The organism is Xanthomonas sp. MLO165 (genome assembly GCF_018831305.1).
In the GTDB taxonomy this organism is placed as follows: Bacteria; Pseudomonadota; Gammaproteobacteria; order Xanthomonadales; family Xanthomonadaceae; genus Xanthomonas; species Xanthomonas arboricola.
The window spans coordinates 3958076-3979658 of the sequence record NZ_CP029263.1 but is presented as its reverse complement, the minus strand read 5'-3'; the positions used below and the strand labels follow the sequence as shown (position 1 = coordinate 3979658).

Sequence of the window (21583 nt, the reverse complement as noted above, 5' to 3'; positions counted from 1 at the left end):
TTTATTGGTAACAATCAAGCCGCCTTGGGCTTCTTGGTCACGCGCTTGGTGGCGGCTTTGCGCGGCGCGGCCTTCTTGGCCGGGGTCTTCTTGGCGCTGACCTTGCTGATCAGAAAGTCTTCGACCTTCTTGCCGGCGGCGGTCAGTTCGGCCAGCCAGCGCGGCTGCTTGCCGCGGCCGGTCCAGGCTTCCTGGGGATTGGCGGGGTTGCGATATTTCGGCGCAACCTTGCCCAGCTTGCGGCCGGCGCGCGGACCCGGCTTGGCAGCGGCAGCCGAACGGCCCGCACCGGCGCTGGCGCCAAACAATTCTTCGATGGAATAACCCTGGGCTTTTGCCGCGCGGGTCAGCTGCGTGCGGACCTTGGCAATCGGGGCGCGCTTGGCAACCACGGTCTGCTGCTTTTTCGCGTTTTTGATCAGGGCACCCAATTGCTTGGCCGACAGGCCGCTAAGATCGATCGACATCACTACTCCGGAAGATGAGAGAGAAAAGAATGCCGGTCCGTGGCAGCGCTGGCCATCATAATGTCAGAAAACCCGGGTGACAAATGCGCCGAAATACTCCGGCGCATTGTGTTCATCTAATCGAAGTAGTTTCGGGTGATTTGATCAACGACCCAGGCGGGAGAATAATCCGGCCTTATCCAGGTTTTCTGCTGCTTCCGCAGTACGGGCACGATATTCAAAGGTACCGGCGACCAATCCGCGTTCGGAGACCACCACCCGATGCGGAATGCCCAGCAGTTCCATATCGGCAAACATCGCACCCGGGCGCAGGCCACGATCGTCCAGCGCCGCTTCAATGCCTGCGTCAAGCAATTCGTCCAGCAATGCCTGAGCGGCGGCAACCACCTGCGCATCCTGCTTGGGGTTGATGATGCAGACCACCACCTGCCACGGTGCCATCGGCGCGGGCCAGACGATGCCGGCATCGTCGTGATTCTGCTCGATCGCCGCGGCCACGATGCGCGATATGCCGATGCCGTAGCAGCCCATCTTCATCACTGCGGGCTTGCCGTTCTCGTCGATCACGGTGGCCTGCAATGCCTGCGCATACTGGCTGCCGAGCTGGAACACATGCCCCACCTCGATGCCGCGGGCCAGCCGCAGCTCGCCGCCGTCGGCCGCACGTTCGCCGTCGATGACGTTGCGCACATCGGCAACGGTTTCCGGTTCCGGCAGGTCGCGGCCCCAGTTGACGCCCACCAGGTGCACGCCGGGCACATTGGCGCCGACCACGAAATCGGCCAGCGCCGCGACATCGCGATCTGCCACCACGCGCACCGGGCGGGCGGTATTGATCGGACCCAGAAAGCCCGGCTCGCAGCCGAGGTGGTCGCGGATTTCGGTTTCGTTGGCCAGGCGGTAACCAGCCAGGCCGGCGACCTTGCCAAGCTTGATCTCGTTGACGGCATGATCGCCGCGCACCAGCACCAGCACGAAGCCGGCTTCGGTCATCACCGCCACCGACTTGACCGTGCGCTGCAGCGCGATGCCCAGCAACTGGGCGACGTCTTCGCAGGTCTTCTGGGTGGGCGTTGCGACCTGGCGCATTGCCTCGCCAGCCGCAGCGCGCGGGGCGGGCAGGGCGGCGCTGGCGGTTTCCACGTTGGCGGCGTAATCGGAGCCGGTGGAAAATGCCAGCGAGTCCTCGCCGGAGGCGGCGATGACGTGGAATTCCTGCGAGGCGTCGCCGCCGATGGCGCCGGAGTCGGCCTGCACGGCGCGGAATTCCAGCCCCAACCGGGTAAAGATGCGGGTATAGGCCGCGCGCATGTTGTCGTATTCGCGCGCCATGTCGGCATCGGTGAGATGGAAGGAATAGGCATCCTTCATCAGGAATTCGCGCGCGCGCATCACCCCGAAGCGCGGGCGGATCTCATCGCGGAACTTGGTCTGGATCTGGTAGAAGTTCATCGGCAGCTGCTTGTAGCTGTTGATCTCCTGGCGCGCGAATTCGGCCGCGGCCTCTTCGGCGGTCGGGCTGTAGCAGAACTCCTGCTCCTTGCGATCCTTGATCTTGAGCAACTGCCCGCCGAACTTCTCCCAACGGCCGGTGGCGTCCCACAGCTCGCGCGGCTGGATGGTGGGGAACAGCACTTCCACCGCCCCGGCGCGGTTCATTTCCTCGCGCACGATGGCCTCGACCTTGCGCAGCACGCGCAGACCCAGTGGCGACCAGGTGTACAGCCCGGAGGCCAGCTTGCGGATCATGCCCGCGCGCAGCATCAGACGGTGGCTGACCAGCTCGGCGTCGGCCGGGGTTTCCTTGGTGGTGTGCAGGTGGAACTGGGAAAGACGCATCGGGCTTCGCTTGGGCGGAAAGCCCATAGTTTGCCAGTCTCGCGCCCTGCCGGTCAGGGGCACCGGCCGATCGGCCGGATGCCGGGACCGGTATGTGGCCGGTCCCGGGCCGGCTCAGGTGGCCGGATTGCCGCTCGCTGCCGGCTTGCAATAGGCCTTGGCGGCCGCCTCGGCGAGATTGCGCTGCGCCGCGCGCGCGTCCGGGTCCAGCGGGGTGCCGGGCTTGCCGTCGGCGCCGGCGCCCATGGTGACCTCGCCCTTGCCGCTGAGCAGTTCCAGGTTGCGGCGCGCGGTCAGGCAGTCGGCCGATTCGGGCGTGGTGGTTTCCGGCGCGGCGATGGCGGCGGTGCCGCTGCGCGCATCGATCCGGCGCGCTTCGTAGCGCTGGCCGGCCGGTGGCGGGGTTTCGGTGTAGTGGGTGACGCCCCTGGCGTCCTTCCATTTATACAGATCGGTCGCGCCGGCGGCGGCGCTGGCCAGCATCAGCAGGGCGCAAAGCCCGGACGACAGGTGCATGTGGCTTCCCCTGGATGATTCCCGCGGCGATTGCAGCATCCGCGGCCCGCGCTGGCAAGTGACGCTGCAGGCGCACAGGCGCGCTACCGCCGGACGGACCTCAGGCCCTACACTTGCCGGATGGATGAGATGAGACCGCCCCCGCGCTCGCGCACGATTTACCTGCTGCCGAACCTGTTCACCACCGCCGGGCTGTTTTCCGGTTTCTACGCCATCATCGCCGCCGCCAATGGGCAATTCGTCCAGGCCGCCATGGCGGTGTTCGTGGCCGCGGTGATGGACGGGCTGGACGGCCGGGTCGCGCGCCTGACCAATACCAGCAGCGAATTCGGCGTGCAGTACGACTCGCTGGCCGACCTGGTCAGCTTCGGCATGGCCCCGGCGTTGGTGATGTACCACTGGTCGCTGTCGGCATTGAAGTACGACAGCAACGTGATGGGTCGGGTCGGCTGGTCGGCCGCCTTTCTGTATGCGGCCTGCGCGGCGCTGCGGCTGGCGCGCTTCAATACGCAGGTCGGCGTGGTCGACAAGCGCTGGTTCATCGGCCTGGCCAGCCCGGCGGCCGCCGGCCTGATGATGTCCTTCGTCTGGGCCTTTGCCGACGATAGCCTGGGCTTCGACGGCGAGCAGCTGCGTTACCTGGCGCTGGCGGTCACCGTGGTGGCGGCCTTGCTGATGGTCAGCCGGATCCGGTTCTGGAGTTTCAAGGGCGGCGCGCGTGGTCCGCGCGCTGACCGTGTGCCGTTCCTGGCGCTGGCGATCGCCACGGTGGTGATTGCGTTGCTGGTGATCGATCTGGCCCGTTCGCTGCTGGTGATCGGCGTGCTGTATGCGCTGTCCGGCCCGGTGATGTGGCTATGGCGGCGCTGGCGGCGCACGCCCGAGTTGCCATGAGTCAATTGGCCTCCGAGCCGATGTGGTCCGATCTGCAGGTGTCGTATCTGCAGGCGTTGGGGCACACCGTGTATCTGGACCGCGACGCCGTGGACGCGGCGGCGCCTGACGAGACGAGCGAGCATGCGCCGGCGGCGGCTGCACCGTCACGCGTGGAGCGCGCGCCGTCGATGCCGCCACCCGCGGCACCGCCTGTGGTCCGGCGCAGCGCACCCGCTGCGCCGGCCGACGCGCCGTCTGCGGTCACGACTGCGCCATCGGCAGCGCCGCAGCGGCGCAGCCGGGTCGGCATGCCCGATCGCCTGCAGATGGCATTGCTGCGCGCCTCCGGCTGCAATCCAGGCGATCCGAATACCCAGGCCTTGATGGCATCCTGGCCGCTGGCCGAGTTGCGCGGCAACCCGGCGGCCAAGCGCGCGCTGTGGCCGCAACTGCGTGCGCTGCGGCGGCGTCGGGATCCGGCATGAGCGCGTTGAACGTGCCGCTGCCCACGTCGCTACGCGCCATGCGCGAGAGCGATCTGGATGTGGTGATGGAGATCGAACACCGCGCCTATCCGTTTCCGTGGACGCGCAGCATCTTTCGCGACTGCCTGCAGGCCGGCTATCCGGGCTGGGTGATGGAGCAGGGCGGGCAGGTCATTGGCTACGGGGTGATCAGCATCGCCGCCGACGAAGCGCACGTGCTCAATGTCTGCATCGCACCGGAGGCGCAATCCCAGGGGCATGGCCGGGTGCTGTTGCGCGCGCTGATCAAGGGCGCCTGCGATCGCGGCGCGCGGCGGGCGTTTCTGGAAGTGCGCCCGTCCAACCCGTCGGCGATTGCGCTGTATCACTCCGAAGGCTTCAATGAAATCGGGCGGCGCCCACGCTACTACCCCTCCAACACCGGCCGCGAAGATGCGTTGGTGATGGCGATCGAGTTGTCCTTCGAGGGGTTTTCCTGAGCGGTATCGGCGGTTGCAGATGGGAGCGTTCGGGCACGTCCGGCTGGCACTGTCAGCCACTCACCTGACAGGCGCCGCGCGTTTGCCTTGGTCAGGGGCCTGACGACCCGCAGATATTCCGCCCGGCGCTTGCGTCGCGGGCGAACGATTGCGCCGGTACTGCGCTGTCTCACGGCAGCTGCGGCTTCGTCGTTACAGCAGACGATCGGGTAAACAGGCAATCGCCGATGCCGTGAGCAACGCCCTTGCGCGTCACTGCAATCGATCGCAGCAAGGCGCACATCGTTCCTGACGCACCGCGTGCGTCGGCCGCTCGCGCGCCGCCATCTGGCATGACGTGCTCGCACACATCATGGTGATTCTTTCGCCATCTTGTATTTTTTCTTTTCGGTGACGTGACCAGTTGCGTCCTCGCATGCGAGATGCCGCTCGAAGGCGCTAGAGCGCATTGCGGCCGCTGTGCGCGTCAAAAAAACATGCAGGTCTGTGAGCGTGGTGGCACACCGTGCTGGACCCGCGCCCGTCTGTACTGCGCTGCAGATCATGCTGCACTGCAGTGTCCTCGCGACTGTCTCCACGTGTCTTGATTACAGCGTTTTGTCTTCTCTTGCGTGTCCCGCAACCGTTTGCGTGACTGCGCGTGCACATCGATGCATCGGCTAGATACAAGCCATTGCGATGCTCCTAGTATCGGCGTCGCGGAACTGAACATTACAGAGATGAAAAGTATGTTCCGCGCCTGCTAGACGAGGGGTGTGCCGCCGCGCGGCGCATCGAACCCATTCGAGGGAGACATCAAGATGAAGCCGAAATTTTCAACGGCGGCCGCCGCGTCGCTGTTTGTCGGGTCGTTGCTGGTCGTTGGCGTTGCCTGCGCCGATCCTGCACTGGAAGTTGCAACCACTGGTTGGGCAACCCAGAACGGGGGAACCAAGGGCGGCTCCAAGGCGGCCGCTGCCAACATCTACACGGTCAAGACTGCCGCCGAGCTGAAGAGCGCGCTGAAAGCCAGCGTGGGCAGCAACGGGCGCATCATCAAGATCAGCGGCATCATCGATGTCAGCGAGGGCAAGCCGTACACCACGACCTCGGATATGAAGAGCCGCGCGCGGCTGGACATCCCGACCAAGACCACGCTGATCGGCATCACCAGCAACGCGGAAATTCGCGAAGGCTATTTCTACGTCAAGGCCAACGACGTCATCATCCGCAACATCACCATCGAAAATCCATGGGATCCGGAGCCGGTCTGGGACCCGGATGACGGCAGTGCCGGCAACTGGAATTCCGAGTACGACGGCCTCACGGTCGAGGGTGCGACCAATGTGTGGGTGGACCATGTCACCTTCACCGACGGTCGCCGCACCGACGATCAGAACGGCACCGCCAACGGGCGCCCCAAGCAGCATCACGACGGTGCGATGGACGTCAAGAAGGGCGCCAACTTCGTCACCATTTCCTACTCGGCGTTCAAGTCGCACGAGAAGAACGACCTGATCGGCTCCAGCGACAGCGCCTCCAGCACCGACAGCGGCAAGCTCAAGGTGACCATCCACAACACCTTGTTCGAGAACATTTCCGCACGCGCGCCGCGGGTGCGCTTCGGCCAGGTGCACCTGTACAACAACTACCACGTCGGCAGCACCAGCAATAAGGTCTACCCGTTCTCGCACGCGCACGGCGTGGGCAAGGAGTCCAAGATCTTCTCCGAGCGCAACGTGTTCGACATCAGTGGGGTGAGCAGCTGCGACAAGATTGCGGCCGATTACGGCGGCAGCGTGTACCGCGACCAGGGCTCGCTGCTCAACGGCAAGGCACTGACCTGCTCGTGGAATAGCAACATCGGTTGGACCCCGCCGTACACCTATAGCCTGCTGTCGGCCGACAAGGTCGCTGCGGACGTCAAGGCAAAAGCCGGCGCAGGCAAGCTGTAAGGCGTCTGCCACATGCAACGCATGCAGCGTTGCATCTGTTTCCGCAACGCCCGCAACACTGCGGGCGTTGTGCGTTTTGGCGGCGTTAGATCTTGGCGCGTTGCTCGCGCAGGCCGGTCAGCTGCGTGGTCCAGTCGTTCAGGCGCGCACGCTCCTGTTCGACCACCACGGCCGGTGCGTTCTGCACGAAGGTGGCGTTGCCCAGCTTGCCATTGCACTTGCCGATCTCGGCTTCCACGCGCTTGATTTCCTTGTCCAGGCGCGTGCGTTCGGCATCCATGTCGACCAGGCCTTCCAGCGGCACCAGCAGGGTCAGCTCACCGACGATGGCCGTGGCCGACGGCGGGGTGTCCTGGCCGGCCTCCAGCCAGTCGATCGCTTCGAGCTTGAGCAGGAACGACAGCTGCGAGGCAAAGCGGCCAATACGGGTGCGATCGTCGGCAGTGCCGGCCTGCAGCAGCAGGCGAACCTGTTTGGACGGCGGTACGTTCAACTCGCTGCGCACACGACGCAGTGCCGACACCATCGACTTCAGCCATTCGACATCGGCCTCTGCGCCGGCGTAGCTGGCGGTATCGATATCGCCTGCCTGCGGGAATGCCTGCAACGAGATCGTGGCGGCGGTGATGCCCAGGCGCGGTGCGACCTGCTGCCACAGTTCTTCGGTGACGAATGGGGTAAGCGGGTGCAGCAGGCGCAATAACGCTTCGAGCACGTAGAGCAGGGTGTGCCGCGTGCTGGCGGCAGCTTCGCTGTCCTGGCCATTGAGCGCGGGCTTGGCCAGTTCGACGAACCAGTCGCAGAACGCATTCCAGGCGAACTCGTACAGCGATTGCGCGAGCAGATCGAAGCGGTAGTTGGCGTAGTGCGCGTGGGTTTCGGCAGTGACCTTGTCCAGGCGCGCCAGAATCCATTGCTCGGCTTCGGTGCGCGGCTGCGGCACGCCGGCAAAGCGCGCGCCCTCGGTATTCATCAACACAAAGCGCGTGGCATTCCACAGCTTGTTGCAGAAATTCTTGTAGCCTTCGGCGCGGCCGAGATCGAACTTGATGTCGCGGCCGTGCGTGGCGAGTGCGGCGATGGTGAAGCGCAGCGCGTCTGCACCGTGGGCGATGATGCCGTCCGGGAATTCCTTGCGCGTGGCCTTTTCGATCTTCTCGGCCATGCGCGGCTGCATCAGCCCGTGGGTGCGCTTGGCCACCAGGTCTTCGATGCTGATGCCGTCGATGATGTCCAGCGGATCGAGCACGTTGCCCTTGGACTTGGACATCTTCTGGCCCTGCGCATCGCGAATCAGGCCGGTGATGTAGACATCGCGGAACGGCACCTGGCCGGTGAAGCTGTCGGTGGCCATGATCATGCGCGCCACCCAGAAGAAGATGATGTCGAAGCCGGTGACCAGCACCGACGACGGCAGGTAGCGCTCGAAGCCGCGCTCGGCCATCGCGTTCGCATCCGGCCAGCCCAGCGTGGAGAACGGCCACAGTTGCGAGGAGAACCAGGTTTCCAGCACGTCACTGTCCTGGTGCAGCGCGACGTCGGCGCCCAGGCCGTGTTTCGCGCGCACCTCGGCTTCGTCGTGGCCGACATAGCACTTGCCTGCCTCGTCGAACCACGCCGGGATGCGATGGCCCCACCACAGCTGACGGCTGATGCACCAGTCCTGGATGTTCTCCATCCAGTGGCGATAGGTGTTGATCCAGTTCGGCGGCACGAATTTGACCTGGCCGCTTTCGACCAGCTCCAGGCCGCGCCTGGCCAGCGCGTCCATCTTCACGAACCACTGGTCGGTCAGATAGGGCTCGATCACCTGGCCGGTGCGATCGCCGCGCGGCACCTGCAGCTTGTGTGGCTTGGTTTCGACCAATACGCCCAGGTCTTCCAGTTCCGACAGCACCAGCTTGCGGGCGTCATAACGATCCAGGCCGCGATAACGCTCCGGCGCATTCTCGTTGATGGTGGCGGTGACGGTGAACAGATTGATCAGCGGCAGGTCATGTCGCACGCCCACCTGGTAATCGTTGAAGTCATGCGCAGGCGTGACCTTGACCACGCCGGTGCCGAAGGCGCGGTCGACATAATCGTCGGTGATTACTGGCACCTGCCGGCCGGTCAGCGGCAGCACGATGCGGGCGCTGTGCAGCGTGGCGTAGCGCGGATCTTCCGGATGCACCATCACTGCGGTATCGCCCAGCATGGTTTCCGGGCGCGTGGTGGCGACCACCAGGTAATTGCGGGTTTCGCGCAGCGTCTCGACGCCGTCGGTATCGTGTTCGACGTGCTCGTAGGTCACGCCGTCGGCCAGCGGGTAGCGGATCGACCACAGGAAGCCGTCTTCTTCGACGTTTTCCACTTCCAGGTCGGAGATCGCGGTCTTCAGCACCGGGTCCCAGTTGACCAGGCGCTGGCCGCGATAGATCAGGCCCTGCTCGTACCAGCGCACGAAGGCTTCGTTGACCGCGGCCGACGGCTGCGGGTCCATGGTGAAGGTGCTGCGCGACCAGTCGCTGGAGGTGCCCAGCCGGCGCATCTGGCGCTCGATGGTGTCGCCGGACTCGGCCTTCCATTCCCACACCTTGGCGATGAAGCCCTCGCGCCCCAGCGAGTCGCGTGTTTCGCCGTTGCCTTCCAGGGCCAGGTTGCGCGACACCACCATCTCGGTGGCGATGCCGGCGTGGTCGGTGCCCACCTGCCACAGCGTATCGAAGCCGCGCATGCGGTGATAACGCACCAACGCGTCCATCAGTGTCTGCTGGAACGCATGGCCCATGTGCAGCGTCCCGGTCACATTCGGCGGCGGCAGCAGCACGGTATACGGCTCACCCTTGCCGGACGGCACGAAATAACCGGCCGCCTCCCACTGCGCGTACAGGCGCGATTCGAAGGAAGAGGGTTCGTAGCTGGAGGCGAGGGTGGTCATAGAGGGGCGGCGATTCGTTGTTCGGGATTCGGGATTGGTTGCGTCATGGGGCCGGCGAGAAGCACTGGCAATCCACTCATCAACATCAGCGGTGTGCGGTGGAGCGAAGATCGGCTATTGGGGATTTGTCGTTGGATGCAGCCCTGGGATGCGCAAAAAACCTGCTTTTGCCAATCCCCAATCCCGACTCCCCAATCCCCGCCCACTCACATGTCGTATTTGGTCAGTTCCAGGCCCAGGGCCTTGTACTGCTTCCAGCGCTCGCGCAGCGGTTCGCGGGCGGCGGGGTCGGCCGGGACGACTTCCAGTACGCGGTCGCAGGCACCCAGGTAGGGGTCGTCGCGCAGGTTGATCACCAGCGGGCGCGAGGGGGCATCGAACTCCGGCGCGGCGATCAGCACCGGCGCCAGCTCGTCTTCCTCGTCGGTGCCGGCAATCTGGTGCGGGATGTAGGCCTCGTCATCGAATGCCCACAGCAGGTCGTCCAATGCCTCGGCCTGCGCGGCGTCGCGCGCCAGGATCAGCGTGGACAGGTTGGCGTCGTTGGCCTTGCGCGCCAGCTCGCAGACCAGCCGCAGCGGTTCGTTGAGGAAGCGCGGTTTGGCGATCAGGTAGAAATCGGCACGGGGCATCAGGCGGTCACAAAGCGGGAGGAGAGCAAGAATTCGGTGGCCATGCCGGCGGCCACGAACAGCGCAGCAAAGCCGAGCACGGCCAACAGTAGGCCGCCGAATGCACGCAGGCGGCGCCCCGGCGGGCGCGAACGGTACAGATACACCGGCAGGAACAGCACGGCGAACGCCACGATGCCGATATTCATCCAGGCCGGCCGGCGGTAGCCGAGCCGGCGGCTGTCGGCCGCCAGCCAGACAAACAACAGCACAATCTGCATGACGATCCACAGCAGATCGATGCCGGGGTTGGTCCAGCCCGGCACCGCGCTGGCTGCTCCGTTCACAACGGAGAAGCCGGCAATCAGCGCCAGTGCAGTGCGTGGCGACATCAGGCCGCGCGGTCCAGCAACCACTGGGTCAGCAGCCCCACCGGGCGGCCGGTGGCCATGCCGCGCTTGCCTTCGTCGCTGGCGACGCCGGCGATGTCCAGATGCGCCCAGCGCTGGTTCTCGGTGAAGCGCGACAGGAAGCAGCCGGCGGTGATCGCGCCGCCCCAGCGGCCGCCGATGTTGTAGACGTCGGCGAAGGTGGAATCCAGCAGGCCCTGGTACTCGTCCCACAACGGCAGGCGCCAGGCGCGGTCGAACACGTGCTCGCCGGCGGCCAGCAGTTCGTTGGCCAGGTCGTCGTGCTTGCTCATCAGGCCGGCGGTCTGGTGGCCCAGCGCCACCATGCAGGCGCCGGTCAGCGTGGCCACGTCCACCAATGCTTCGGGGTTGAAGCGCTCGGCGTAGGTCAGCGCATCGCACAGGATCAGGCGGCCTTCGGCGTCGGTGTTGCCGACCTCGATGGTCTTGCCGGACATGCTGGTGATCACGTCGGAGGGGCGGTAGGCATTGCCGTCGATGGCGTTCTCCACCGCCGGCACCACCACCACCAGGTTGATCGGTAGCTCGGCCTTGACGGTGGCCACGAAGGTGCCAATGACGTTGGCGCCGCCGCACATGTCGTACTTCATTTCCTCGATGCCGCCCTGCGTCTTGAGGTTGACGCCGCCGGTGTCGAAGGTGATGCCCTTGCCGACCAGCACGTAGGGACGCGCGTCGCCGCCGCCGTTCCACTTCAGCACGATCAGCCGCGGGCGGTTGGCCGAGCCACGCGCCACCGACAGCAGCGAGCCCATGCCGAGCGACTCCATCTGCGTCTCGTCCAGGATCTCGGCCTCGGCGCCGGGGAACTTGCCGGCGAACCCGGCGGCGGTCTCGGCCAGATAGGCCGGGGTGCAGTAATTCGGCGGCAGGTTGCCCAGCTCGCGGGCGAACTCCACGCCCTCGGCGGTGGCCACGCCCACGGCCAGTGCGCGGGCGTCGTCGCCGGCGATCGCCAGCGTGGTCAGGCCGGTCTCGTCGACCTTCTTCTTGCCCAGCGTGGCGGTGTAACGGTAAGCGGCGTGGTCGCTGACGATGATGGCCTGGCGGATGTTCCAGGCGCTGTCGCGCGCCTTGACCGGCAATTCGGTCAGGGTGAGCAGGGCGGTGCCGACCGGGCCGGTCTTCAGCGCGCGGGTCGCATCGCCCACCGCCTTGAGGTACGGCGCCACGCCGAACTTGCCGGCTTCGCCCAGGCCGACTACCAGCACGCGCGGGGCGGCGACGCCGGGCAGGTCGTGCAGCAGGCTGGTGCTGCCGGTCTTGGCAGCCACATCGCCGCGTGCCACCAGGGCCGTCAGACGGCCCTGGCTGGCGCTATCGAGTGCCTGGGCGGCGGGCGACAGGGTCTTGTCGGCGAACACGCCAACCACGATGCAGTCGACGGCGGCGCTTGCCGGCGCGTCTTGGTTCAGGGTGAATTGCAGGGCCATTGATCAGATTCCGTAGGCAAATCCGTACAATCGCGGGCTGTTTACGCCAACCGGACTAGGCTGGCGCCGCCGCGAACGAATCCGAGAGTTTAAAACAAGCCCACCCCATGCCGAAGCTCGATCGATACCTGCTTAGCGATTTCACCCAGAGCTTCCTGGCCACCTTGATCGTGCTGCTGGTCGTCAGCGTCGGCGGTGTGCTGGTGGATATCCTCGGCAATATCGCCGACGGCCGCATCCCTGCTCGCTTGCTGCTGTCTCAGGTGGGCCTGCAATTCGTTGCGTATCTGCCGATCATCCTGCCGCTGGCGCTGATGCTGGGGCTGTTATTGGCACTGGCGCGGCTGTACCGCGATTCAGAAATGGCCGTCATCACCGCCATCGGTGTGGGCCCGCGGCGCCTGCTGCGGCCGATGCTGATGCTGGTGGTGCCGGTGGTGGTGGTGATCGGGCTGTGCTCGCTGTGGCTGGGCCCCTGGGCCAGCCGCACCGCCGAGACCATGCTGGAAGACGCCAACCGCAGCATCGTGATGGCCGGCCTGGAGTCGGGCAAGTTCACCCCGCTGTCCGGTGGCGGCGTGGTGTACCTGACCACGATCTCGGCCGACGGCAAGGGGCTGGGCAAGGTCTTCATGCAGCGCCAGAAGGACGACCGCATCGATGTGGTCACCGCCGACCGCGGCGCGATGTTCTTCGAAGGCAAGGCCGACCGTTATCTGCGCCTGGAGGACGGCTACCGCATCGAAGGCCCGGCCGCCGGCAACACCCTGGACTACCGCCTGATGAAGTTCGCCAGCAACGATGTGGCCTTGCCCGACCGGACCCAGGTGCACGATGCCAACGATCCGGAAGTGATGTGGACCACGCAGCTGCTGTCGGACCAGCGCCCGGCCGCGCGCGCGCAGCTGCATGAGCGCCTGGCGCCGCCGCTGCTGGCGCTGGCCTTCGCGCTGCTGACCCTGCCGCTGTCGCGCAGCGCGCCGCGGCAGCAGCGGTATGGCCGGATCATGCTGGCCTTCCTGGCGTACATGGTGGGCACCAATCTGATGATCGTCGGCACCCAGTGGATCGCCAATGGCAAGACGCCGGCCGCGCTCGGTCTGTGGTGGCTGACCCTGCCGCTGCTGGCGGTGGCGATCTGGGCGTATGCGCGCGATGGCCGCGTGCGTCGGCCGAGGGTGCGCGCATGAGGCTGATGCCGCGGGTGCATGACTGGTACATCGGGCGCGCGGTGTTGTTCACCGTGCTGCTGACGTGGGCGGTGCTGCTGGGCCTGGACCTGGTCAACGCCTTTGCCAGCGAGGCCAAAAGCATCGGCCAGGGCAGCTACAGCTTTGGCCATGCGGTGGCCTATGTGGCCTATACCGTGCCGCGCCGGGCCTACACCTTGTTTCCCACCGCGGCGGTGATCGGCGCCTTGATGGGCCTGGGGCAGCTGGCGGCAACGTCCGAGCTCACCGCGCTGCGCGCGCTGGGCGTGTCGCGCAAGCGTATGTCGGCCTCGGTGGTGGCGGCCATGGCGCTGCTGACCGCCACCATGGTGATCAGTGGCGAGACGGTGGGGCCGTGGGCACAGAACCAGGCCGATACCCTCAAGACCAGCGCCCGCTACAACAGCAACATGGCCGGCTCGCGCTATTCCGGCCTGTGGGCGCGCGAGGGCGACACCTTCCTCAATGCGCTCAGCGGCGAAGAAAAGCTGCTCGATGGCGGCGGCACCGCGCTGGACCTGCACGATGTGCGGCTGTACCACCTCGATGCCAGCGGCCGCATGCAGCAGCTGACCTATGCGGCACTGGCCGAGAACCGCAATGGGACCTGGACGCTGCGCCAGGTGCGCCGCGACACCTTCCAGGAGCGCTCGGTGCAGCGCGAAACCTTCCCCGAGCTGCCGTGGCAATCCCAGCTCAGCCCGGCGGCGCTGGCGGCTGGTCTGGCCAAGCCGCGCAACCTGTCCGCGCGCGATCTGGAACAGAGCATCGAGTACCGCCGCCGCAACGGCCTGGACGCACGCGACTACGAAGACCAGTACTGGAGCCGCTGGTTCTATCCACTCAACGTCCTGGCGCTGTGCCTGGCGGCGATTCCGTTTTCGTTCGGTTCGCTGCGTAGCGGCGGCCTGGGCAAGCGGCTGTTCCTGGGCATCCTGTTCGCGCTGGGGTTCTGGCTGCTGCAGCTGTTCTTCGGCCGCATGGCCGGCGCGCTCAAGCTGGATTACCGCATCGCCTACGCGCTGCCGCCGATGGTGATGCTGGGCGTGTCGGCATGGCTGTTCCGACGGCGCAGTAGCTGACGCCGATGCGTCGGTGGAGCCTTGTTCTGCCTGCTCTGAGCAGCGGTTGCCGCTCCATGCGTGTAGGCGGTTAGTACGTCGCATGACCGCCGCACTCCTGCGGCGCCTGCCGTAAAGATCGGCAAAAGGCCGGTCTGGTCGTTTCAGCGCTTGGGCGTGCGCTGCAGCCGGGTACCACTGGCGCGGTCGTGCCAGGCCAGGCGGTCGCGATCCAGCCAGGCCCACCAGAATCCTGCGCCAGCCAAGGTCAGCGACAGCGTGCCGACGGCATAGCGGATCCAGAGCGCGCGCCAGGTGGCTTGCGGGCCGACCAGCGACAACCGCCATGGGCGCATGCCCAGGGTCTGGCCACCCCGTCGCCAGCTGACGGTGGCGTACACCCCGGCGGCGATCCAGCAGCACAGCCATAGCAGCCATTGCCAGCCGCTGAAGGGGGCAATGTTTTCGCGGGCCGGGTGCCCGGCAAGCGTAAAGCCCAGCGTGAACGCGGCGGAGATCAGCATCCATAGCGCCAGGACCGGCCAGGCGTCGTAGCACAGGGCCAGCAGGCGCCAGACCACCAGGGCGGGCGGTCGCGCGCTGCGCGGTGAAGGGGGCGAGGTCATGCCGCGAGCATAGCCGGCGCAGCCGATCGGGCAACGTCGCGCTGCGGCAATCCCGCGCCTGGCCGACACGGCGCGCCGCAAATCGCATGTCACGCTCTATGCTGTTGCGATGTCAGCCAGCAGTCCCGCCGAACGTCGCCAACTGGCGCAACACCTGCCACCGGTGCAGGCGGCCGATGCCGCCGCCATCGAACGCTTCCTGGACCGGTTATGGGCCGAGCAGGGCGTGGCACGGCAGACCCTGGACAGTTACCGGCGCGACCTGGAAGGCCTGGCGCGCTGGCGCGACGGTGCCGGCGGCGGCCTGCTGGGTGTCGATCGGGCGGCGTTGTTCGACTATCTGCGCTGGCGCTCTCAGGCCAATTACTCCCCACGCAGCACAGCGCGGCTATTGTCGACGCTGCGGGCGTTCTACGCGCTGTGCCTGCGCGATGGGGTACGCAGCGACGACCCGACGGCGCTGATCGACCCACCAAAGTTGCCCCGTAGCTTGCCCAAGGCGCTGACCGAAACGCAGATCGAGGCGCTGTTGGCCGCGCCCGAGATCGACACGCCGCTGGGCCTGCGCGACCGCGCAATGCTCGAGCTGATGTATGCGGCCGGCCTGCGCGTCAGCGAACTGGTCAACCTGCCGGCGGTGGGGGTCAACCTGCGCCAGGGCGTGCTGCGGGTCACCGGCAAGGGCAGCAAGGAGCGGCTGGTCCCGTTGGGCGAGGAGTCCCAGCACTGGCTGGAGCGGTATCTGAGCCAGGCGCGCCCGCTGCTGGCCAGCCACAAGGCGGTGGCGGCAGTGGACGGGCAGGTGCCGTTGTTCATCGATGCAGCACGGCAGCCGCCCAGCCGCCAGCAGTTCTGGGCGCTGGTCAAACGCTATGCGGCGGTGGCCGGGATCGACCCCGCCACGCTCAGCCCGCACGGGCTGCGGCACAGCTTTGCCACCCATCTGCTCAACCACGGTGCGGACCTGCGCGCGCTGCAGATGCTGCTCGGTCACAGCTCGCTGTCCACCACGCAGATCTACACCCTGGTGGCGCGTCAGCACCTGCAGAAGCTGCACGCCGCCCATCATCCGCGCGGCTGACTGCGGCCGCAGGCGCAGCGGCGGCCCGCCGTGGCCCATTCAGCGGCTCGGCCGGCAAACAAAGCGTCCCGCTCGCTGCCTGGCTTCATCTGCGCTGTGCGAGAATCCAGGCACCCCATTCCACTGGATGCGTGAATGTATCGTCTTGCCATCGCCGCGCTGCTGGGCGCAATCAGCCTTACCGCCTGCGCGCAATCCTCGCAGCCTGCGGCAAGCAATGCCGGCGCCAAGCCAGCCGCCGCCGCTGCCCCCGCCGCTGCGGGCAATGTGGACCAGCGTGTGAGCGTCGCGCTCAAGGCGCTGGATCCGGATTTCAAGCCGGACTACATCGGCGCCGCGCCGTTTCCCGGTTTCCGCGAAGTGGTGGTCGGCGGGCAGGTGCTGTACGTCAGCGACGACGGCCGCTACCTGATCCAGGCGCAGCCGTTCGACATCCAGAACAAGCAGTTCGCTGCCAGCCCGGGCCTGCTGGCCTACCGCCGCAAGCAGCTGGAGACAGTGCCCAAGGCCGACCGCATCGTGTTCGCACCGGCAAACCCCAAGTACACCGTGACGGTGTTCACCGACGTGGAATGCGGCTACTGCCGCAAGCTGCACAGCGAGATCGGCGAACTCAACAAGCAGGGGATCGCGGTGGAATATCTGGCGTTTCCGCGCATGGGCCTGGGCAGCCAGGACCACAAGGAAATGATCGCGGTGTGGTGCGCCGCCGACCGCAAGCAGGCCCTGACCGCGGCCAAGTCCGGGCAGCCGGTGAATGCCAAGGACTGCAAGAACCCGGTGTCCATGGAATACACGCTGGGCCAGCGTCTGGGCGTCAATGGCACCCCGGCGATCTTTGCGCCGGACGGCACCCAGCTCGGTGGCTACCTGCCGCCGGCGCAGCTGCGTGAGGCGCTGGAAAAGCGCGCGGTCAGCACTGCCGGCGGCAGCCGCTGAGGTATCCGGCAGCGGAGCCGGGATGCTGGCCGCTGCGGCGGTCGGTGTGATCGATCAGAAGGCCGGAATGCATGCATTCCGGCCTTCTGCGTTTCAGGGTCGGGCTGGCTGCATGGTTTATGGGGTGAGAGCGGCGGTGGACCGGCATTGGCCTGCGTTGCCGACGTTGCCACCGCGCGGAGACCGGCCCAAAGGCAGGTGGGCGCGACAATCCCTGCTTGCATCGCCATTTGCCTTGCTGTTGCTGTTGCCGCATCGGCCGGAACGCGCCGAATCCGGCCCGGGCTATGCGAATGATCACCACACGGATCGGCGGCCCACCCACGCCGGGTCCGGCGCCGACGCATCAGCTCCGTTACAATCTGCAGCCCCGTTTCTGACACGGTTCCCCGGACATGATGGTCCTCGAGGGCGCTTCCGCCCTTTCGCCGTTCCGCCGCGCTCGGCTCGAAACCCGCCTGCAAACCCTCGTTCCCGCGCTGCGCATCACCGGCGCCTGGCACGTGTACTTCATCCGCGCCGAGGCCGGGCAAGCGCCCGACCAGGCCACCTTGCAGCGGATCCTGCAGGCCGAAGCCGCCCCCACGCCGCGGGCCGAGGATGCCTCCTCGCGCTATGTGGTGCCGCGTCTGGGCACCTTGTCGCCGTGGTCGAGCAAGGCCACCGAGCTGGTGCGTGGGGCTGGGCAGCCGATCCAGCGCGTGGAGCGCGGCACCCGCATCGATCTGGCCGGCTGGCCGGCCGACGAAGCGATGCAGGCCGCTGTGGCCAAGCTGCTGCACGACCCGATGACGCAGTCGCTGCTCGGCTCGGCCGCGGCCGCCGAGGCGCTGTTCAACGTGCCCGATCGCGGACAGTTGCAGCGCGTGCCGCTGGCGGCGCTGGAACAGGCCAACCGCGACCTCGGTCTGGCGCTGGCGCAGGACGAGATCGACTACCTGCGCGAACGCTTCGCCGAGCTGGGCCGCGACCCGGCCGATGTCGAGCTGATGATGTTCGCCCAGGCCAATTCCGAGCACTGCCGGCACAAGATCTTCAATGCCAGCTGGACCATCGACGGCAAGCCGCAGGAACGCTCGCTGTTCCGCATGATCAAGCACACCCACCAGCAGACCCCGCAGCACACCTTGTCGGCCTACAGCGACAACGCGGCGGTGGTGGAAGGCGTGCCGGCCGCGCGCTATCGCCCGGATCCGGCCAGTGGCGAGTACCGTGCCGAGGCGGTGATGCCGTCGGCGTTTGCGATCAAGGTCGAAACGCATAACCACCCGACCGCGATCGCGCCGTTTCCCGGCGCCGCCACCGGTGCCGGTGGCGAGATCCGCGACGAAGGCGCCACCGGCCGCGGCGGCAAGCCCAAGGCCGGGCTGACCGGGTTCACGGTGTCGCACCTGCGCATCCCGACCCTGCCGCAGCCGTGGGAGGCGCCGCGCGCGCTGAACCCGCGCATGGCCCCGGCGCTGGACATCATGCTCGACGGCCCGCTCGGCGGCGCCGCGTTCAACAACGAATTCGGCCGGCCGAACCTGCTCGGCTATTTCCGCAGTTTCGAGCTTGCCGAAGGTGAGGGCCTGACCCGCGCCTACGACAAGCCGATCATGCTGGCCGGCGGCCTGGGCGCGATCGATCGCAATCAGGTCGAGAAGCTGCGCCTGCAGCCCGGCGATGCGGTGATCGTGCTGGGCGGCCCGGCGATGCTGATCGGCCTGGGTGGTGGTGCGGCCAGCTCGGTGGCGGCCGGCGACAGTGCCGAGGCGCTGGATTTCGCCAGCGTACAGCGCGAAAACCCGGAGATGGAGCGCCGCTGCCAGGAGGTCATCGACCGCTGCGTGGCGCTGGGCAGCGACAACCCGATCCGCTGGTTCCACGATGTGGGCGCGGGCGGCCTGTCCAACGCCATCCCCGAGTTGCTGCACGACTCCGGCGTGGGCGGCATCATCGACCTGGGCCGCGTGCTCACCGACGACCCCTCACTGTCGCCGCTGGAACTGTGGTGCAACGAATCGCAGGAGCGCTACGTGCTGGGCGTACCGCAGGCACGCCTGGACGAATTTGCCGCCATCTGCGCGCGCGAACGCTGCCCGTTTGCCGCCGTCGGCGTGGCCACGGCCGAGGAGCGGCTGGTGGTTGGCTATGGCGTGTTTGGGGACGGGATTGGGGAGCCGGGATTCGAGATTCGCAAAAGCGATTCATCAGCTGCCGGGTCCGCCGTTGCTTCCAACCAATCCCCAATCCCCAATCCCCAATCCCCGCTCCCGATCGACCTGCCGATGGATGTGCTCTTCGGCAAGGCACCGAAGATGCATCGCGATGCGGTGCATCCGCCGGCGCCGCAGTGGCCGGTGCTGCAGACCGCCGCGCTGGACCTGCAGCAGGCCGGCCTGCGCGTGCTGGCGCATCCCACGGTGGCGTCCAAGAGCTTTCTGGTGACCATCGGCGACCGCAGCGTGGGCGGCCTGACCGCGCGCGAGCAGATGATCGGGCCGTGGCAGCTGCCGCTGGCCGATTGCGCGATCACCCTGGCCGGCTTCGACACCTTCGCCGGCGAGGCGATGTCGATCGGCGAACGCACCCCGCTGGCGTTGTTGAACGCCGCCGCGTCGGCGCGCATGGCGGTGGGCGAGGCGATCACCAACCTGTGCGCCGCGCCGGTGCAGACGCTGGACAGCATCAAGCTGTCGGCCAACTGGATGGCCGCCGCCGGTCACGCCGGCGAAGACGCGCTGCTGTACGACGCCGTGCGCGCGATCGGCATGGAGCTGTGCCCGGCACTCGAACTGAGCGTGCCGGTGGGCAAGGACTCGCTGTCGATGCAGGCGCAGTGGGTTGTCGGGAATGGAGAATCGGGAATCGGGAATGGCGAAACGCCGCAGCCTTCCGCCGTTGCGAATCCCCAATCCCCAATCTCCAATCCCATCGCCCACAAGAGCGTTTCACCGGTCTCGCTGATCATCAGTGCATTCGCGCCGGTCGGCGATGTGCGCACGCAGTTGACGCCGTTGTTGCGCAGCGACGAAGAGAGCGAGCTGTGGTTGATCGGGTTGGGCGGCGGCAAGCAGCGCCTGGGCGGTTCGGTGCTGGCGCAGGTGTATGCCGACGCTGCGGCATTGCCGGCGTTCGGCGGCGAGGTGCCGGATCTGGACGATGCGCAGCGGCTGCGCAGCTTCTTTGAACTGATCCGCGCGGCGCGCGAGAGCGGCCTGTTGCTGGCGTACCACGACCGCAGCGATGGCGGTGCGTTTGCGGCGCTGTGCGAGATGGCGTTCGCCTCGCGGCAGGGCCTGGACATCACCCTCGATGCCTGGGGCGACGATGCATTCCGCAGCCTGTTCAACGAAGAACTGGGCGCGGTGGTGCAGATCGCCAGCGAGGACCGCGCCGCGTTCGCCGATCTGGTCGAGCGGCACGCGCTGACCGAGTGCGCGCAGCGCATCGCACGCCCCACCGGCGCGCCGCGCATCCGCGTGAGCGGGCAGGGCCGGGTGCTGGCCGAGTGGCGTTGGGAAGCCTTGTTCGATGCCTGGTGGTCGGTGACGCACGCCATGCAGAAATTGCGCGACAACCCGGAAACCGCCGACGAGGAGCGCGCGCAGGCACGCGACTTCCAGGCGCCGGGATTGCGTCCGAAGCTGGTGTTCGACCCGTCCGAAGACGTGGCCGCGCCGTTCGTGGCGACCGGTGCGCGGCCCAAGGTGGCGATCCTGCGCGAGCAGGGCGTCAACGGGCAGATCGAGATGGCCTACAACTTCGAGCGCGCCGGTTTCCGTGCGTTCGACGTGCACATGAGCGACCTGATCGAAGGCCGCGTGGATCTGGCGCAGTTCTCCGGGTTTGCCGCCTGCGGCGGCTTCAGCTACGGCGACGTGCTGGGTGCCGGCCGTGGCTGGGCCACCTCGATCCTCGAGCGCTCGGCCTTGCGCGATGCGTTCGCCGCGTTCTTTGCGCGCAGCGATACCTTCGCGTTGGGCGTGTGCAACGGCTGCCAGATGCTCAGCCAGCTCAAGGACATCATTCCCGGTGCCGAGCACTGGCCGCGCTTTTTGCGCAATCGCAGCGAGCAGTTCGAAGCGCGCACCGCCTTGCTGGAAGTGGTGGAGTCGCCGTCGATCTTCCTGCGCGGCATGGCCGGTTCGCGGATCCCGGTGGCGGTGGCGCATGGCGAAGGCCGCGCCGAGTTCGACACCGTGGTGGATCAGGCGGCTGCCCGTGTGGCCCTGCGCTTCATCGATGGCGATGGCGCGGTGGCATCGCAGTACCCGCTCAATCCGAACGGCTCGCCGGACGGCATCACCGGGCTGACCAGCAGCGACGGTCGCGCCACCATCCTGATGCCGCATCCGGAGCGCACCCCGCGCACGGCAAACCTGAGCTGGCACCCGGCCGACTGGGGCGAGGACTCGCCGTGGCTGCGCATGTTCCGCAACGCGCGGGTCTGGTGCGGTTGACGGTGCGGAGGTGTGTGGCGTGAGCTGAAGCGCCGTACCAACCGTGTCATTGGACGGCCGTGTGCAGCGATGCACACGGCCGTTGTCGTTTCCGGTGTCGGAGCTGCGCGACGGCCTGCGGTGGTATCGAGTCCTTCGACCGTTGCCGCGAGCGGCGTGGCGATGCCTGGTGCTTTATGAGCAAGAAAATGCATGGCCGCGTTTGGGTCGACTGCAGGCTCCCAAGGAG

Annotated in this window: 17 protein-coding genes; 9 read left to right on the top strand and 8 right to left on the bottom strand. The window is 66.9% G+C overall.

Going from position 1 to position 21583, the window contains the following annotated elements; all coding sequences use genetic code 11:
* Positions 1-14: 14 nt before the first annotated feature.
* The 3 genes from DGN21_RS16555 to DGN21_RS16545 all read right to left on the bottom strand — a co-directional run bounded on the left by DGN21_RS16555 (position 15) and on the right by DGN21_RS16545 (position 2822).
* On the bottom strand, positions 15-467 hold the full coding sequence (locus DGN21_RS16555) for an H-NS family nucleoid-associated regulatory protein (protein ID WP_024939137.1): 453 nt from the start codon (positions 465-467) through the stop codon (positions 15-17).
* 144 nt (positions 468-611) lie between these two features.
* Positions 612-2306: a proline--tRNA ligase gene (locus tag DGN21_RS16550; protein ID WP_126966636.1), complete on the bottom strand. Its 1695-nt coding sequence runs from the start codon at positions 2304-2306 to the stop codon at positions 612-614.
* A 114-nt stretch (positions 2307-2420) separates the two neighbouring features.
* Complete coding sequence (locus DGN21_RS16545; RefSeq protein ID WP_104626241.1) at positions 2421-2822, bottom strand: DUF4124 domain-containing protein; 402 nt, start codon at positions 2820-2822, stop codon at positions 2421-2423.
* A gap of 120 nt (positions 2823-2942) precedes the next feature.
* Between DGN21_RS16545 and pssA the strand changes: the two genes are divergently transcribed.
* From pssA to DGN21_RS16525, 4 genes are all read left to right on the top strand, one after another.
* Complete coding sequence (pssA, locus tag DGN21_RS16540; protein WP_016902892.1) at positions 2943-3716, top strand: CDP-diacylglycerol--serine O-phosphatidyltransferase; 774 nt, start codon at positions 2943-2945, stop codon at positions 3714-3716.
* On the top strand, positions 3713-4183 hold the full coding sequence (locus tag DGN21_RS16535; protein ID WP_046344356.1) for an alanine acetyltransferase: 471 nt from the start codon (positions 3713-3715) through the stop codon (positions 4181-4183). Before pssA ends, DGN21_RS16535 begins: the two co-directional genes overlap by 4 nt.
* Entirely contained in the window at positions 4180-4662 is a 483-nt protein-coding gene (gene rimI / locus DGN21_RS16530) for a ribosomal protein S18-alanine N-acetyltransferase (protein ID WP_024939133.1), read from the top strand. Before DGN21_RS16535 ends, rimI begins: the two co-directional genes overlap by 4 nt.
* A gap of 800 nt (positions 4663-5462) precedes the next feature.
* Positions 5463-6596 (top strand): pectate lyase, encoded by a 1134-nt coding sequence (locus DGN21_RS16525; protein ID WP_024939132.1) that lies wholly within the window; start codon positions 5463-5465, stop codon positions 6594-6596.
* Between the two features lie 85 nt (positions 6597-6681).
* Here DGN21_RS16525 and DGN21_RS16520 read toward each other — a convergent pair whose 3' ends face one another.
* The 4 genes from DGN21_RS16520 to DGN21_RS16505 all read right to left on the bottom strand — a co-directional run bounded on the left by DGN21_RS16520 (position 6682) and on the right by DGN21_RS16505 (position 11991).
* Positions 6682-9516, bottom strand: coding sequence for a valine--tRNA ligase (locus DGN21_RS16520; protein ID WP_184577406.1), 2835 nt, complete (start codon positions 9514-9516; stop codon positions 6682-6684).
* A gap of 206 nt (positions 9517-9722) precedes the next feature.
* Positions 9723-10148, bottom strand: a complete 426-nt coding sequence (locus DGN21_RS16515) for a DNA polymerase III subunit chi (protein WP_016902887.1) — start codon at positions 10146-10148, stop codon at positions 9723-9725.
* Positions 10148-10519 (bottom strand): hypothetical protein, encoded by a 372-nt coding sequence (locus tag DGN21_RS16510; RefSeq protein WP_215825004.1) that lies wholly within the window; start codon positions 10517-10519, stop codon positions 10148-10150. Before DGN21_RS16510 ends, DGN21_RS16515 begins: the two co-directional genes overlap by 1 nt.
* Positions 10519-11991 carry a leucyl aminopeptidase gene (locus DGN21_RS16505; RefSeq protein WP_054592484.1) on the bottom strand — a complete coding sequence of 491 codons (1473 nt, stop codon included), beginning with the start codon at positions 11989-11991 and terminating at the stop codon, positions 10519-10521. Before DGN21_RS16505 ends, DGN21_RS16510 begins: the two co-directional genes overlap by 1 nt.
* Positions 11992-12098: 107 nt before the next feature.
* On the opposite strand from DGN21_RS16505, the gene lptF reads away from it, so the two are divergent.
* Positions 12099-13181 (top strand): LPS export ABC transporter permease LptF, encoded by a 1083-nt coding sequence (gene lptF, locus DGN21_RS16500; protein ID WP_039814671.1) that lies wholly within the window; start codon positions 12099-12101, stop codon positions 13179-13181.
* Entirely contained in the window at positions 13178-14284 is a 1107-nt protein-coding gene (gene lptG, locus DGN21_RS16495) for an LPS export ABC transporter permease LptG (protein WP_024939127.1), read from the top strand. Before lptF ends, lptG begins: the two co-directional genes overlap by 4 nt.
* A gap of 143 nt (positions 14285-14427) precedes the next feature.
* Here lptG and DGN21_RS16490 read toward each other — a convergent pair whose 3' ends face one another.
* On the bottom strand, positions 14428-14889 hold the full coding sequence (locus tag DGN21_RS16490) for an RDD family protein (protein WP_215825003.1): 462 nt from the start codon (positions 14887-14889) through the stop codon (positions 14428-14430).
* A 109-nt stretch (positions 14890-14998) separates the two neighbouring features.
* Here DGN21_RS16490 and xerD point away from each other — a divergent pair, with 109 nt between their 5' ends.
* The 3 genes from xerD to purL all read left to right on the top strand — a co-directional run bounded on the left by xerD (position 14999) and on the right by purL (position 21354).
* Positions 14999-15970 (top strand): site-specific tyrosine recombinase XerD, encoded by a 972-nt coding sequence (gene xerD / locus DGN21_RS16485; RefSeq protein ID WP_215825002.1) that lies wholly within the window; start codon positions 14999-15001, stop codon positions 15968-15970.
* A gap of 135 nt (positions 15971-16105) precedes the next feature.
* A complete protein-coding gene (locus DGN21_RS16480) occupies positions 16106-16909 on the top strand; it encodes a DsbC family protein (protein WP_016902881.1) in 804 nt (267 codons plus the stop codon).
* A gap of 395 nt (positions 16910-17304) precedes the next feature.
* Entirely contained in the window at positions 17305-21354 is a 4050-nt protein-coding gene (purL, locus tag DGN21_RS16475; RefSeq protein WP_215825001.1) for a phosphoribosylformylglycinamidine synthase, read from the top strand.
* Positions 21355-21583 lie beyond the last annotated feature (229 nt).